This is a genomic window from Salidesulfovibrio brasiliensis JCM 12178, assembly GCF_001311825.1.
In the GTDB taxonomy this organism is placed as follows: domain Bacteria; phylum Desulfobacterota; class Desulfovibrionia; order Desulfovibrionales; family Desulfovibrionaceae; genus Pseudodesulfovibrio; species Pseudodesulfovibrio brasiliensis.
In genome coordinates, this window is sequence record NZ_BBCB01000005.1 from 21,242 (window position 1) to 34,576 (window position 13,335).

15 protein-coding genes, 1 tRNA gene and 1 pseudogene are annotated in these 13,335 nt (G+C 56.8%); 10 read left to right on the forward strand and 7 right to left on the reverse strand.

Translation table 11 applies throughout. The features are described from left to right. Window positions 1–20: 20 nt before the first annotated feature. Together JCM12178_RS18130 and JCM12178_RS03110 are read right to left on the reverse strand one after the other, a co-directional pair. Window positions 21–176, reverse strand: a complete 156-nt coding sequence (locus JCM12178_RS18130; protein WP_157054709.1) for a hypothetical protein — start codon at window positions 174–176, stop codon at window positions 21–23. A 130-nt stretch (window positions 177–306) separates the two neighbouring features. Next, window positions 307–382, reverse strand: a tRNA-Asn gene (locus JCM12178_RS03110). Between the two features lie 386 nt (window positions 383–768). On the opposite strand from JCM12178_RS03110, the gene lysS reads away from it, so the two are divergent. The 10 genes and pseudogenes from lysS (at window position 769) to JCM12178_RS03155 (ending at window position 10,627) form a co-directional block, all read left to right on the forward strand. Then, on the forward strand, window positions 769–2,277 hold the full coding sequence (gene lysS, locus JCM12178_RS03115; protein WP_157054715.1) for a lysine--tRNA ligase: 1,509 nt from the start codon (window positions 769–771) through the stop codon (window positions 2,275–2,277). 12 nt (window positions 2,278–2,289) lie between these two features. Then, window positions 2,290–3,518: pseudogene (locus JCM12178_RS03120) on the forward strand (lipoprotein-releasing ABC transporter permease subunit). Continuing rightward, window positions 3,511–4,191, forward strand: coding sequence for an ABC transporter ATP-binding protein (locus JCM12178_RS03125; protein WP_054648674.1), 681 nt, complete (start codon window positions 3,511–3,513; stop codon window positions 4,189–4,191). The pseudogene JCM12178_RS03120 and the gene JCM12178_RS03125 overlap by 8 nt, the downstream one beginning before the upstream one ends. Then, window positions 4,181–4,966 carry a POTRA domain-containing protein gene (locus JCM12178_RS19235; protein ID WP_245628585.1) on the forward strand — a complete coding sequence of 262 codons (786 nt, stop codon included), beginning with the start codon at window positions 4,181–4,183 and terminating at the stop codon, window positions 4,964–4,966. The genes JCM12178_RS03125 and JCM12178_RS19235 overlap by 11 nt, the downstream gene beginning before the upstream one ends. After that, window positions 4,918–6,897 carry an outer membrane protein assembly factor BamA gene (gene bamA / locus JCM12178_RS03130; protein WP_245628586.1) on the forward strand — a complete coding sequence of 660 codons (1,980 nt, stop codon included), beginning with the start codon at window positions 4,918–4,920 and terminating at the stop codon, window positions 6,895–6,897. The genes JCM12178_RS19235 and bamA overlap by 49 nt, the downstream gene beginning before the upstream one ends. A gap of 33 nt (window positions 6,898–6,930) precedes the next feature. Continuing rightward, a complete protein-coding gene (locus JCM12178_RS03135; RefSeq protein ID WP_054648676.1) occupies window positions 6,931–7,458 on the forward strand; it encodes an OmpH/Skp family outer membrane protein in 528 nt (175 codons plus the stop codon). 4 nt (window positions 7,459–7,462) lie between these two features. Beyond that, on the forward strand, window positions 7,463–8,491 hold the full coding sequence (gene lpxD / locus JCM12178_RS03140; RefSeq protein ID WP_054648678.1) for a UDP-3-O-(3-hydroxymyristoyl)glucosamine N-acyltransferase: 1,029 nt from the start codon (window positions 7,463–7,465) through the stop codon (window positions 8,489–8,491). 4 nt (window positions 8,492–8,495) lie between these two features. Beyond that, on the forward strand, window positions 8,496–8,957 hold the full coding sequence (gene fabZ, locus JCM12178_RS03145; RefSeq protein ID WP_054648786.1) for a 3-hydroxyacyl-ACP dehydratase FabZ: 462 nt from the start codon (window positions 8,496–8,498) through the stop codon (window positions 8,955–8,957). After that, complete coding sequence (gene lpxA / locus JCM12178_RS03150; protein ID WP_054648680.1) at window positions 8,958–9,770, forward strand: acyl-ACP--UDP-N-acetylglucosamine O-acyltransferase; 813 nt, start codon at window positions 8,958–8,960, stop codon at window positions 9,768–9,770. It abuts the gene before it with no gap. A 29-nt stretch (window positions 9,771–9,799) separates the two neighbouring features. Continuing rightward, a complete protein-coding gene (locus tag JCM12178_RS03155; protein ID WP_054648682.1) occupies window positions 9,800–10,627 on the forward strand; it encodes an LpxI family protein in 828 nt (275 codons plus the stop codon). 72 nt (window positions 10,628–10,699) lie between these two features. On the opposite strand, the gene JCM12178_RS03160 is transcribed toward JCM12178_RS03155, so the two are convergent. Genes JCM12178_RS03160 through JCM12178_RS18135 form a run of 5 tightly spaced genes read right to left on the reverse strand, consistent with a single transcriptional unit; the run spans window position 10,700 to window position 13,306 of the window. Continuing rightward, a complete protein-coding gene (locus JCM12178_RS03160) occupies window positions 10,700–10,933 on the reverse strand; it encodes an FmdB family zinc ribbon protein (RefSeq protein ID WP_054648684.1) in 234 nt (77 codons plus the stop codon). Between the two features lie 12 nt (window positions 10,934–10,945). After that, window positions 10,946–11,311, reverse strand: coding sequence for a CGGC domain-containing protein (locus tag JCM12178_RS03165; RefSeq protein ID WP_054648686.1), 366 nt, complete (start codon window positions 11,309–11,311; stop codon window positions 10,946–10,948). 12 nt (window positions 11,312–11,323) lie between these two features. Next, complete coding sequence (locus tag JCM12178_RS03170; protein ID WP_054648688.1) at window positions 11,324–12,184, reverse strand: ATP-binding protein; 861 nt, start codon at window positions 12,182–12,184, stop codon at window positions 11,324–11,326. Beyond that, complete coding sequence (locus tag JCM12178_RS03175; RefSeq protein WP_054648690.1) at window positions 12,181–13,050, reverse strand: ATP-binding protein; 870 nt, start codon at window positions 13,048–13,050, stop codon at window positions 12,181–12,183. Before JCM12178_RS03175 ends, JCM12178_RS03170 begins: the two co-directional genes overlap by 4 nt. Beyond that, window positions 13,025–13,306, reverse strand: coding sequence for a hypothetical protein (locus JCM12178_RS18135; RefSeq protein ID WP_157054710.1), 282 nt, complete (start codon window positions 13,304–13,306; stop codon window positions 13,025–13,027). Before JCM12178_RS18135 ends, JCM12178_RS03175 begins: the two co-directional genes overlap by 26 nt. Between the last annotated feature and the right edge of the window lie 29 nt (window positions 13,307–13,335).

A 13,335-nucleotide genomic window follows, 5' to 3' on the forward strand; every position in this document is an offset into this window, starting at 1 on the left:
ACTACGGGTGCGGAGTGCCCCTAGTAGCGGCGTTTCAGCTCGTTATCCTTTTCCTGATCGAAGTCGATGTCGATGTTCTGGCGGCCGTTGCCTCGTCCTTTCATGGTGGAGAGCGCGATGATACCGAGCGCGATAAGAGCAGTCACAAGCGTGACCGTGAGCGTGGTTTTGTCCATTGCTGTGTCCGGTTGGTTTCAGGTGGTCGTTCGGGAAGGCGGTTCTTATCAGGCCGGGGCGGGAAAGGGAAGCTCTATGGCTCAACAAAAAAAAAAGCTCCGGTCATCTGACCGGAGCTTTTGATTTTTCTGGCTCCCCAGCACGGACTTGAACCGCGAACTTAGTGGTTAACAGCCACTCGCTCTGCCGATTGAGCTACTGGGGAACAATCGGTGCGTCGTTGACGCGAGAAAGGGATTTATGTGAATCGGCAACCGCCGTCAAGGGATTTTTTAAAAAAAGTTCCCATGACTTCCCTTCTGTGCGGGTAGATGGCATTTCTTTCCTTGCAGAGTGGGTCGGAACTAATGTATTAGGTCCAGCCCGCTTCGGAAAAGACGGGTGGCCCGGTAGGGAAAAGGTGCAGTGTTTTCATGCAAAACGCTGCAATTTCTTGACTGGAATAGGAATATGGCTTAGGGATTCAACGTCTCTTGTTTTTTTCTAGACTTTTGGATCGCAAGGAACGAAGTTTTGGCAAACGACACGAATCGCAAGAAAAAACCCATCAAGCTGGCGACAAAGTCCGAACACGTCCAGCGCTTCATGCCCATGCTCGAAGCTCTGGATGCAAAGGACGACCTCAACCCTGTTACCAAAAACAGGGTGGAGAAAGCCTGCGCGCTGCTCGACGAAGGGGTGGACATCTACCCCAACGACTTTCGCCGGGACACTTACATTAAAGACATTATTGAGACTTACGGCGAACACAGCGGCAAGAAACTCGAGGAGCTCGACAAGGAGTTCTCGATTGCGGGTCGTGTCATGGCCTGGCGCTCTTTCGGCAAGGCGACGTTCTTTCAGGTGCAGGACCGCACCGGACGGATGCAGGCTTTTGCCGCACGGGATGACATCGGCGCGGACATCTACAAGCTGTTCAAGAAAACCGACGTTGGCGACATCGTTGGCATCCGCGGCAAGCTCTTTCGCACCAAAACGGACGAACTGACCATCGCCGTCGTGGAGTTCAAGCTCCTGACCAAGTCCATGCGCCCGCTGCCGGAGAAGTATCACGGCCTCAAGGACGTGGAAATCCGTTACCGTCAGCGCTACGTCGACCTCATCGTCACTCCGCGCACCAAGGAAATTTTCAAGGCCCGCACTGCCATTGTTCGCGAGATGCGCGACTTTCTTGACGAGCGCGGCTTCATGGAAGTGGAGACGCCCATGATGCAGCCCATCCCCGGCGGTGCCACGGCAAAGCCGTTTGAGACGCATCACAACGCGCTGGACATGAAACTCTTCATGCGCATCGCGCCGGAGCTGTACCTCAAGCGCCTGCTGGTGGGCGGGTTCGAGCAGGTCTACGAAATCAACCGCAACTTCCGCAACGAAGGCATCTCCACCCAGCACAACCCCGAGTTCACCATGCTCGAGTTCTATTGGGCATATGCCAACGTGTACGACCTCATGGACCTCACCGAGGACATGATCTCCCGCATCGCCCAGAAGGTTTGCGGAACCACCGTGGTTCATTATCAGGGCCACGACGTCGACCTCACCCCGGGCAAGTGGGTGCGCATGACCTTCCATGATTCACTTGAAAAGATCGGCGGCGTTCCGCCCGAAGTCTACACCGACTACGAGAAGTGTAAGGAGCTGGTGAAGAAGGGCGGGGAAAAGGTTGTCGAAGGCGAAAAGCTCGGCAAGCTGCAGGCCAAGCTCTTCGACATCCGCGTGGAACCCAAGCTGATCCAGCCTCATTTCATATATCATTACCCTACGGACATCTCGCCGCTTTCCCGGCGCAATGAGGATGATCCGGAGATCACAGACCGTTTCGAGCTGTTTATGGTCGGTCGGGAAATGGCCAACGCCTTTTCCGAACTTAATGATCCCGTTGACCAGCGCTGCCGTTTTGAGGAGCAGGTCAAGGAAAAGGATGCCGGTGACGAGGAAGCCCACCACATGGACGAGGACTATGTCCGCGCCCTTGAGTACGGCATGCCTCCCGCGGCCGGACAAGGGGTCGGGATCGACCGCCTTGTCATGCTGCTTACCGACAGCGCCTCCATCCGTGAGGTCATCCTGTTCCCGTTGCTGCGTCCCGAACACAGTTAGGCAAAGGACTGCATGAAATTCGAGACGTTTATCGCCCTGCGCTACCTCTCCGCACTACGGAGCAGTCGTTCATCACGCTCATTTCGGTGTTCGCGGTGCTCGGCGTTGCGCTCGGTGTCGGGTCGCTCATCGTCGTCATCGGCGTCATGAACGGCTTCTCGTCCGACCTCAGGGACAAGATTCTCGGTGTTAACGCCCACATTCTGGTGTCTTCCGTGCGTGGGGGCATCAAGGATTACCACTCGCTGGCCGATCAGGCAGAAAAGGTGCAGGGCGTGACCGGCGTGACTCCGTTCGTCTACTCGGAAGTGATGCTTTCCAACAAGCACGGTGTCAAAGGCGTCGTGTTGCGCGGCATTGACCCTGAATCGTCCCGCACTGTTTTGAGCCTTTGGGATGATATGGTGGCCGGTTCGGTGGACAATCTTGTGCGCGAAAACGATCTTCCGGGCATCATTGTCGGCTACCAGATGGCCCGTCGGCTGGGACTTGACGTGGGGTCGCAGGTCAATCTGCTTTCGCCCTCGGGGAGTTCCGGTGCGGTGGGATTCAGGCCCAAAGTGCGTCGTTTCCGCATCGCAGGAATATTCAAGACGGGCATGTTCGAGTACGACTCGTCGCTCGGGTACATGACCATTCCCGAGGCTCGTACGCTGCTCGGGTACAAGGGCGACATCGTTTCCGGCCTTGAAGTCAGCGTGGCGGACGTTGAAAAAGCCCCGGCCGTTGCAGAGGCTCTTGAAAGCCGCATCGGGTCTTTCGGGCTGCTCGTTCGGAACTGGCAGGAGATGAACGCCAACCTTTTCGCGGCCTTGAAGCTCGAAAAGACGGCCATGTTCATCATACTGGTCATGATCGTGCTGGTCGGCTCGTTCAGCATCGTCAACACGCTTGTCATGTTGGTGATGCAAAAGACGCGGGACATTGCCGTGCTCATGTCAATGGGCGCAGAAGCGTCCGGGATACGAAAGATTTTCATGCTGCAGGGGACACTTATCGGGTTCATCGGCACAGCGCTCGGGTTCGGGCTCGGCGTGCCGGTAAGTCTGTTGCTCAAGAAGTACCAGTTTATCAAACTGCCGAGCAACGTATACCCCGTGGACTATCTGCCGGTGAAGCTGGAGATGCTTGATCTGACCGTCATCGGCGTGTCGGCCATGGTGCTCTGTTTCCTCTCGACCATCTATCCTGCGCGGCGAGCCGCGTCGCTGAATCCGAGCGAGGCGTTGCGCTATGAGTAGTGCCGTCTACAGCCTGCAGGGCGTCAGCAAGGAGTTCGAGGGACCGGCAGGGACCGTGCATGTGCTTCGCAACATCAATCTCACGGTGGATGCCGGGAGCTGTGTGGCGGTTGTGGGGGCCTCCGGGTCCGGGAAAACTTCACTACTGCACATAATGGGCACGCTGGACAATGCCAGCGGAGGCAGCGTGCTTCTGGACGGGGTGGACCTTGAGACGCTGGATAACACCCGGCGGGCTCGGCTTCGCAACCGCGACATCGGGTTCATTTTCCAGTTCCACCATTTGCTGCCTGAATTTTCAACGCTCGAGAACGTGGCCATGCCGGGAATCATAGCCGGACGGGCCCGTTCCGAAAGCCTGGCCCTTGCGGATGAAGCCCTGAACGACGTGGGGCTTGAGCACCGCAAGAGCCACAAGGTTACGACCCTTTCCGGGGGAGAGCGGCAGCGTGCCGCCATTGCCCGGGCCATATTGATGCGCCCCAAGGTGGTGCTCGCGGATGAGCCTACCGGAAGTCTGGACGAAGAGTCCGGTCGGATGGTAGGAGAGTTGTTGGTTTCATTGGCCAGAAACCATGGCACCACGCTGGTCGTGGTGACGCACAACCGCGACCTGGCCGGACTGATGCACCAGCGTCATGAATTGCGTTCCGGAGAACTGTATGCCTGCTAAGCCTTTGTGCTCACGTCTGACTGGTTTCCTGACCATCTTTTTCGTTCTTATGGCGGTCCTGCCCGCGTTCGCCGCGCCGCAGACCGTGCAGGACGACATCAAGGTCGCTGTGCTTCCCTTCAAGGTGAACGCCAGTGAGGATCTTCAGTACCTCGAAGACAGCTTTCCCGCCCTGTTGAGCGAACGGCTCGCCGAGTCCGGTTTTCAGGTTGCGGATCAAAAGCAGGTCAAAAAGCTGATCACCGACCAAGCTGTCATGGAAGTGAATCGCGAGGGTGCGCAGCAGCTTGCCTTGCTGCTGAATTCGGGATTTGCAATTTTCGGTGACTTCACCCAGTTCGGTGAGACTTTTATTATCGATGCCAAGGTCGTTGACGCCTTCGGCGACAAGGAACCTGTTTCGATTCAGGTCCAGAAAAGCGGCGTGCTGAATCTTCTACCTGCGGTGGATGAACTTGTTAACCGCATGCGTTCCATTCTTCTGCGACAGGATGTGGTTGCCGAGGTAGAGGTTCGCGGGAACAAGATTCTCGACAAGGAAGTCGTGCTCATGCGCCTTCCCATCCAGAAGGGCCAGATTCTTACTGTGTCCGTTGTCAACGAAGCGCTTAAGAATATTTATGATCTCGGCTATTTCGATGACGTTAAGGTCATCGTGGATGACCTGCCGAAGGGAAGAAGGTCATTTTTGAAGTCCGCGAAAAGCCGCGGGTCGATACAATTGCCGTGCGCGGTGATGACGATAAGACCGAAGATATTCTGGAAACAATTGTGACCAAAAAGGGCGCGGTTGTGAACCCCAAGGTCCTTGCCGACGACATCAAGACCATCAGCGACATGTATCGCAAGGATGGTTTCTACAAGGCCAAGGTGACGCACGAGATCGAGTCCAACGATAGCGGGCTTGCCAAGCTTACCTTCGTGATCGAACCGGGACAGAAGATGTACGTTGAAGACATCGTCATTGACGGCGCGAAGCAGGTCGATCCTGATGACGTGAAAGACGTGCTGGCCTTGCAGGAGCGAGGCATGCTCTCATGGTTCACCGATTCCGGGGTTCTCAAGGAAGAGTTTCTTGAGCGTGACGCTGCGGCCATCATGGCGTTTTACAACAACAACGGTTTCCTTCAGGCACGAGTCGGCAGTCCCGACATCGAGGTTACGGATGACGGGTTGCGCATTGTCTACCGTGTATGGGAAGGACCGCGCTTCAAGATGGGAGAAACCCGTTTCAAGGGAGATTTGATTGAATCTCCGGAGAAGTTGAAGGAAGTTGTCGGCGTTGATGATCTTGCGGTGGATGATGAGTGGTTCAACCGCTCCCTTATTCGCGAGGACGTCAAGAATCTTACCGAATATTATAATAACTACGGCTATGCTCACGCGGATGTGCAGATCCATTTAGAGGACCTGCCGGAAGCCGGTATTGTCAATGTCGAATACACCATTGCCAAACACCAGCGTGTCCATATCCGCAGGGTGCTGATTGAAGGCAATACTGCTACCCGAGACAATGTCATTCTCCGCGAGATGCGCCTTGCCGATGGTGACATGTACAGCGGCAGCAAGGTGAATCGTTCCATGCAGCGCCTGAACGCGCTCGGCTATTTCGAAACGGTAGATATCTCTCCAGTTCAGACGGGCAACCCGGATGAAATGGACCTTCTGGTCAAGGTCAAGGACGCACCTACCGGCAACATCGGCGGGGGTATCGGCTATTCATCTTATGACGGTGTCTACCTGGCTGCCAAGATTTCCGAAAGAAACCTTTTCGGCAAAGGCTACCAACTGGCGTTCTCTGGTGCATTCAGTTCCAAGAAAACCGAGTTCTCCCTCGACTTCGTGAACCCATACATCTACGACTCGGATGTCGGGATGAAAGTGAATCTGTTCAGTAACGCCAGGGATGAGTCCGACTACGATCTGTATGAAGTTGGCTCCAATCTGAGTTTTTTCTATCCAATCGGCGAATACACCAAGCTTAACTGGAGTTATGGAGCCCGGTATTATGAGATAACAAATGTTTCTTCTGATGCTTCGAACAGCACCAGGGAAGATGCGGGTTCTCATTTTGCCAGTACTGCAAGCGGTACTATTACCCGCAGCACGCTTAACTCCACGCAGTTTCCGAGCGACGGCACAAAGACTTCGCTTTCGCTGATCATGGGTGGAGGAATTCTGGGCGGTACCGATGACTTCATGAAGGAATTGGGTACGTTTGATTATTACACGGAACTATATGAAGACTTGGTGTTTCACGGAAAGGCTGCAATGGGCTTCGTGCATGAGAACCTTTCCAATAGCGACATTCCCACTTCTCAGCGGTTCAAGCTTGGGGGCATTAGTAGTGTACGAGGGTATTCGAACTACAAGATTACTGCCTACGACGACAACGGTACGCTTGGGGGGAACAAGCAACTGTACACCAACCTTGAACTTCTTTACCTGCTGAGTGAAGAATACGGTATCCAGCTCGTCACTTTCTTTGACGCCGGTAACGTGTGGAAAGAAGGCGAGATGTTCTTCGAGCAGGTCGACCGTAAGGGAATTGAAGCTCCGTCCCTTGGCGTTTACAAAAGTGTCGGCGCAGGGTTCCGCTGGCTGTCACCGATGGGGCCGATTCGTGTTGAATACGGGCACGGCCTTGATGACCTCTACGACAGTGGCACTAACAAGGTCGAGCTTATGATGGGTCAGAGTTTCTAGAATGTAAAAAAGGGTATCTAAGGAGATATTGAGATGAAAAAAATTGTAGTTCTTTCTTTTGCCATGCTGCTGCTTTTCGCTGCCTCCGCTCAGGCTGGCAAGATCGCCATTGTCAATTCGATTCAGGCGGTCAGCGAGAGCAAGGCCGGTCAGAGCGTTGGCGCTGAAGTGAACAAGAAGAAGTCTGCCTACGAAGCTGAAGTCAAGGCACAGCAGGAGAAGGTGAACAACCTGAAGAAGCGTCTCCAGCAGATGGGTGCCCAGTACCAGAGCGGCATGATCAAGGAAGATCAGCTTCGCAAGGCCCAACAGGAATATGCCTCCGCCGGTGCCCAGCTGAACGTGCTCGGCGAAATGAGCACTATGAACTTCAAGAAGGACGTGCAGAAACTGCAGGCTCCCATCAAGAAGCTCTTTCTGCAGGTCGTGAATAAGTACGCCAAGGAGCAGGGCTTCGACGTCGTTATCGACGTGGTTCGTGGCGGCGTTGCCTATGCTGACGACTCGGTCAACATCACCGATGTCGTGATCAAGGAAATGGACAAGCAGTGGAAAAAGTAGCGACATGCGCATAACTGTTGCTGAGCTCGCTGAGAAGCTCGGCCTTTCCTGCAAAGGTGGAGAGGTCGAGCTTTCCGGCGTCAATACCCTGGAAAAAGCCGCGCCCGATCAGTTGTCCTTTCTCGTGAATCCGAAGTATTCGGATTTGCTTGAGACCACGAAGGCCGGGTGCGTTCTGACCGATGAAAAGCATGCCGAAGGGCTTGCCTGCGCCATCATCAGTCCTAACGTGTACATGGACCTTGCAAAGGTTGTGCACCTCTTCGAGATTCCTCAAGGCTGCATGCAGGGCCAGAGCGAACTTGCTTTCGTGCATCCTGACGCGGACATTGACGAGTCCGTTACTGTGTACCCCTACGCCTTTGTCGGTGAAGGGGCACGCGTTGGGGCTGGGAGCAAGCTGTTCCCCGGCGTTTATGTCGGAGAGCGGGCCACCGTAGGCGAAGACTGCATCCTGTACCCCAATGCAGTGGTCATGGGCGGAGTATCCATCGGTGACGGCGTGATTCTGCAGCCCGGAGCAGTGGTCGGATCCGACGGCTACGGCTATGCCCAGACACCCGCCGGACACATGAAGATCCCCCAGATCGGAACCGTCACTCTTGGCGACAATGTCGAAATTGGTGCCAACACCGCCATTGACAGGGCCGCGCTGGATGTCACCACCATCGGACGGGGCACCAAGGTCGATAATCTCGTTCAGGTGGGCCATAACGTGGACGTCGGTGAGAACTGCCTGCTTATCGGTCAGGTCGGCATCGGCGGCAGCTCCAAGGTGGGGAATAATTCCATTCTTGCCGGACAGGTTGGAGTGGCAGACAACGTAACCATCGGCAATGACGTCATTGTCGGGGCTCAGGCCGGGGTTGGTTCCGATGTTGGAGACGGCTCGCGTCTCAGCGGATCGCCCGCGATGCCGTTCAGTGTTTTCCTCAAGGCCATGGGGGTTTGCGCCCCGAAGCTGCCCGAGTTGTTCAAGCGTGTGAAGAAGCTTGAAAAACAGTTGGCAGCCCTTGAACAAAGCGGAGAGTAGAGTGATGACCAGTTCTTCGAATCTTCTGGATATCGGGCAGATCATGGAAAAGCTGCCGCACAGGTATCCTTTTCTTCTGGTGGACCGTGTGGTCGAGTTCAATGAGGGTGTCGGTCTTGTCGCCTACAAGAATGTGACCTTCAACGAACCGTTTTTCCAGGGCCATTTTCCTGGTCTTCCGGTCATGCCGGGCGTTCTTATTCTTGAAGCTCTTGCGCAGGCTGGCGGCATCTACGTTCTGCAAAATCTCAATGAACCGCTTGACGACAAGGTGTTTTTGTTCACCGGTCTCAACAAGGTCAAGTTCCGGCGTCCCGTGGTTCCCGGCGACAAGCTTGAGCTGCACGTGGAGTACACGAAGCATAAGCTCAACATCTGGCGCATGAAGGGGAAGGCCATGGTCGACGGCGATATCGCGGCGGAAGGCGAGTTTTCCGCTGCGGTCGCAAACAAAAAGGACATGTAAGTGGCATCCAGTATACATCCCACCGCAGTCATCGATCCCACCGCCACCATCGGTGAAGACGTGACTGTGGGGCCGTACGTCGTTGTCGAGGCCAACTCGACGGTCGGCGACGGCTGCAAGCTCGAACCCTTTGCGCTCATCAAGGCCAATGTCACCATGGGCAAGGCCAATCACGTGCACTCCAACGCAGTGATCGGCGGCGACCCTCAGCATCTCGGCTACAAAGGTGAAGACACCTTCCTGCGCGTGGGTGACAACAACATCTTCCGCGAGGGCGTGACAATTCATCGCGGCACCACGCAGGGCGGCGGCGAAACGGTCATCGGTTCCAACTGCCTGCTTATGGCGTATGCCCATGTCGCGCATGACTGCGCGGTCGGCGATAACGTCATCATGGCCAACGCCGTGCTTCTGGCGGGTCATGTCGAGGTCGGGTCCAACGTCATCATCAGCGGCATGGCTGCGGTGCAGCAGTTTGTGCGCATCGGCGATTTCGCCTTCCTTGGCGGCGCCAGTGGCTACAACCTCGACGTTCCGCCATACATGCTGGCCCACGGTGTCCGTGGCAAGCTTTATGGACCGAACCTCATCGGCCTCCGCCGTAACGGGTTCGACTCCACGGCCTGCAAGGCGCTCAAGAAAGCCTACAAGATCATCTTCCGTTCCGGCATGACCAAGGAACAGGCTTTTGAAAAGGTGGCTGAAGAGTTGCCGGGTATTGATGCGGTGGACAACCTTGTTGCATTCATTCGTGAAAGCAAGAACGGCGTCACGCCTGCGTCCATCAAGAACGGCAACGGCGACGAGCGTTAGCGCCTTTCTTCCGGAGCCGGGACAGAGGTATGAGCGACACCACCACCATCGGACTGATTGCCGGGGGACGACAGTTTCCCATGCTCATCGCGCGCGGCGTGAAGGCGCACGGCCATCGTCTTGTGGGTGTCGGGTTTTCCGGTCATTCAAACATGCAGGTGGCCGAAGTTGCCGATGCGTGGCGCGAACTCAAGCTCGGCAAGCTCGGCAAGCTTATCCGCTTCTTCAAGGAAGAAGGGGTCGAACGGGTCATCATGGCCGGGACTATCGACAAGCCCCGCGCCATGGATGTCGGCCTGCTGGACATGCGTGCCGCCAAGCTCATATTCAGCCTTCGCAACAAGGGTGATTCCTCTATTCTTGGCGCGCTTGCCGTAGAGTTTGAGAAAGAAGGCATGCCCGTTGCCCCGGCCCATGAACTCGTCCCGGAGCTGCTTACACCCGAGGGGGTGCTGACAAAGCGGCAGCCCGGCGAGCGTGAATGGCAGGATCTGCGTTTTGGCTGGAAGCTTGCCAAAGAGATGGGCAGGCTCGATGTCGGCCAGTGCGTTATTGTCCGTGAGGGCATTGTGGCCGCCGTTGAAGCGCTTGAAGGTACCGACAGGGCCATTGAGCGCGGCTGTTCGTTTGGTGGGGAAGGGTGTGTTGCGGTCAAGGTGTTCAAGCCCGGGCAGGAGGAGCGCATTGATCTCCCCAGCGCCGGAACCGACACCATCTCCCGTTTAGTGGAAGGCAAGGCGCTCTGCTTCGGCATTGAGGCGGGGAAAAGCCTGCTCTTCGATCAGGAAGAAGCCATTCGCATCGCCGACAGGCACGGCATTGCCATTGTCGGTCTGTCGCAGACCATGATGGAATAGCTGGACCGTATACTCCGAATTTGAAAAACGCCCCGGAACATGTTCCGGGGCGTTTTTTTCGCTGTTGTCAAATCAGGCTTTGCCGCAGCAGGAGCCGGGAACGCAACCCCTGCTGCCCGGGCGGTCCCCGCAACAGCCGTGGCCGTGGACATCAGGGACCGAGTCGTTTCCGCCGATGGTCGTGGCTGAGATGAGCCGCTCACCCTCTCCGCCGCATTTCGGGCAGTCAGGGGCCGGGGCGGTTGCCGCGACCAGTTCTTCGTATTCGTGACCACAGCCAAGGCAGCGGTATTCATAGATCGGCATGGTTTCCTCCGGCTAGGCGAAGATGTCGGCGGGCATGTAGGGGTGGGTGCCTTCGATCACGTCGATGCCGGACTTGGCCAGAATTTTCTTTATTATTTCATCCTTGTTGGGACAGTGCTGCGAGAGGCACGGCGCGATGTGGATGACCGTGGGCTTTTCATTCATGGGCGCGTTCCACAGCTTCACCTGCGCCATGCGGGTGACGATGCCCGCGCCGGGGCAGCCGCCGCAGCTCAGCAGGCCGATGAGTTCGGCGTCCTTGTCCTTGTATTCCTCAAACTCGCCCTCACGGCGGTTGAAGCCGACCATACACCGGGAGCAGCCGATGCAGACGTCGTCCATGGTGTTTTTGCAGCCGATGATAAGTACCTTTTCCATGAGGACCTCCGGTTAGAGAAGAAACTCGCGTGTCGCGTTCCATATTTCTGTGACCTGTCGGCCGAGACCGTCCGGGTCATATTCCACGATGGTCTGGCCCGCAGCCTGCGCCTCGTTGAATGCCTTGTCGTAGTCGAGGCTTCCGGCTATCTGCACATTGCGCTCCCTGCAGAAGGTGGCGATGCGCTCTTCAAGCTCCGGGTTTACTCCGCGTTTGTTGATAACGCAGTATGAGGGCAGCTTGAAATGTGTCAGCAGCTCCACCACACGGCCAAGGTCGTGCAGGGCCGAGACGGTCGGCTCCGCCACCAGCAGACAGGCGTCCGCACCGGTGAGCGATGCGATGACAGGGCAGCCGACGCCGGGTGATCCGTCAACGATCACGTATTCGGCGCCCTCGCGTTCAGCGATTTCGGCAGAGGTGCGGCGTACGTCGGTGACGAGCTTGCCGGAGTTCTCCTCTCCGATGCCGAGTTCCGCATGGACCATGGTGCCGTAGCGGGTTTTCGAGACCATCTTCACGCCGCATTTGCGTGGATGCATGGTCACGGCATCGGTGGGGCAGACATATTCGCACACGCCGCAGCCTTCGCAGTTCTCTTTTATGGGCTGGAAGTTGTCGTCGATGGCATCGAAGCGGCAATGCTCTGCGCACACGCCGCAACTGATGCATTCGACCGGGTCCATGGTCGGCGTTTCCCCGCTGTAGAAGTCTTCCTTTTCCAGAATGGTGGGGTGCAGGAGCAGGTGCAGGTCGGCGGCATCCACGTCGCAGTCGGCCAAAACCGCATTCTGCGCAAGGGCCGCGAGCGCGGCGGTGATACTGGTCTTTCCGGTGCCGCCCTTACCGCTTATGACAACGAGCTGTTTCATGCTGCTCCTCCCGTTCTTTCCTGAATCCTTTCGGCCAGTTCGACAAATGCCTGTTGCACGTCCGGAAGGGCGTCATAGAGCATCTCGCCTCGGGAGTATGCCCCGGCGGCCTCGATGGAGTGCGGGATCACGCCGAGCAGATCTATGTCGTTTTCCTTGAGGAACGGGCGTGCATCCGGCCCCATGCCTTCGCGGTTGATGACCGCGCCGAACGGGATATCCAGCTTGCGCAGCAACTGCACTGCGATGTTCAGATCGTGCAGGCCGAAGGGAGTGGGTTCGGTGACGAGCACGGCGAAATCCACGTTTTCAAGCGACTGAACAACAGGGCAGGATGCGCCGGGAGGGCAGTCGAGAATGCTCACGTCCGCAGCATCCATGTCCTTTGCCGCACGGTTCTTGACCTCGCGGATGAGCGGCGGTGCCATGGCCTCGCCTATGCGCATGAGGCCGTGATGGAAAGAGAGGGAATCGGTTGTGGCGTGTAATGCCTTGCCTATCTCACGCTTGCCTTCGCTGATGCAGCGGGCAGGGCAGGCGAGCATGCACAGGCCGCAACTGTGGCACATCTCGGTGAACGGCATGATGCTTCCGGCCATCCAGATGAGCGCCTTGTAACGGCAAAGCCTAACGCACTCGCGGCAATCCGAGCCAATGCAGGCATCCTCGTCTATCTCGGGGACAGGGACGTAGGCGGTCTCTTCGGACTGGGTTTCCGGCTTCAGAAAAAGATGGGCATTCGGTTCCTCGACATCACAGTCCACGAAGGCCACCGACCTTCCGCTGCGCATATAGTGCAGCGCGAGGTTGGTGGCCACGGTGGTCTTGCCGGTACCGCCCTTACCACTGGCGACGGCGATTCGCATTGTTTCCCGGCCTGTTGGAGGTTTGACGACGCTCGTTCATGCAGGATCCGTCGCGACGACGCAGGCCGAGTCCGCGGCCTTTGGCCTGTCCCTGTCCGCGTCCCTGACCCTGACCTTGGCCCTGTCCCTGACCGCGACCACCGCAGGAACCGTCACGACGCCCCTGACCCTGTCCTCTGCCTCCGCAGGAACCGTCACGGCGTCCGCAACCGTTTTGGCCGTTGCCTCTGTTCTGATTGTTCTGCATGTATCGCATGGTTTTCTCCTTTGTTTGCCAGAATTATG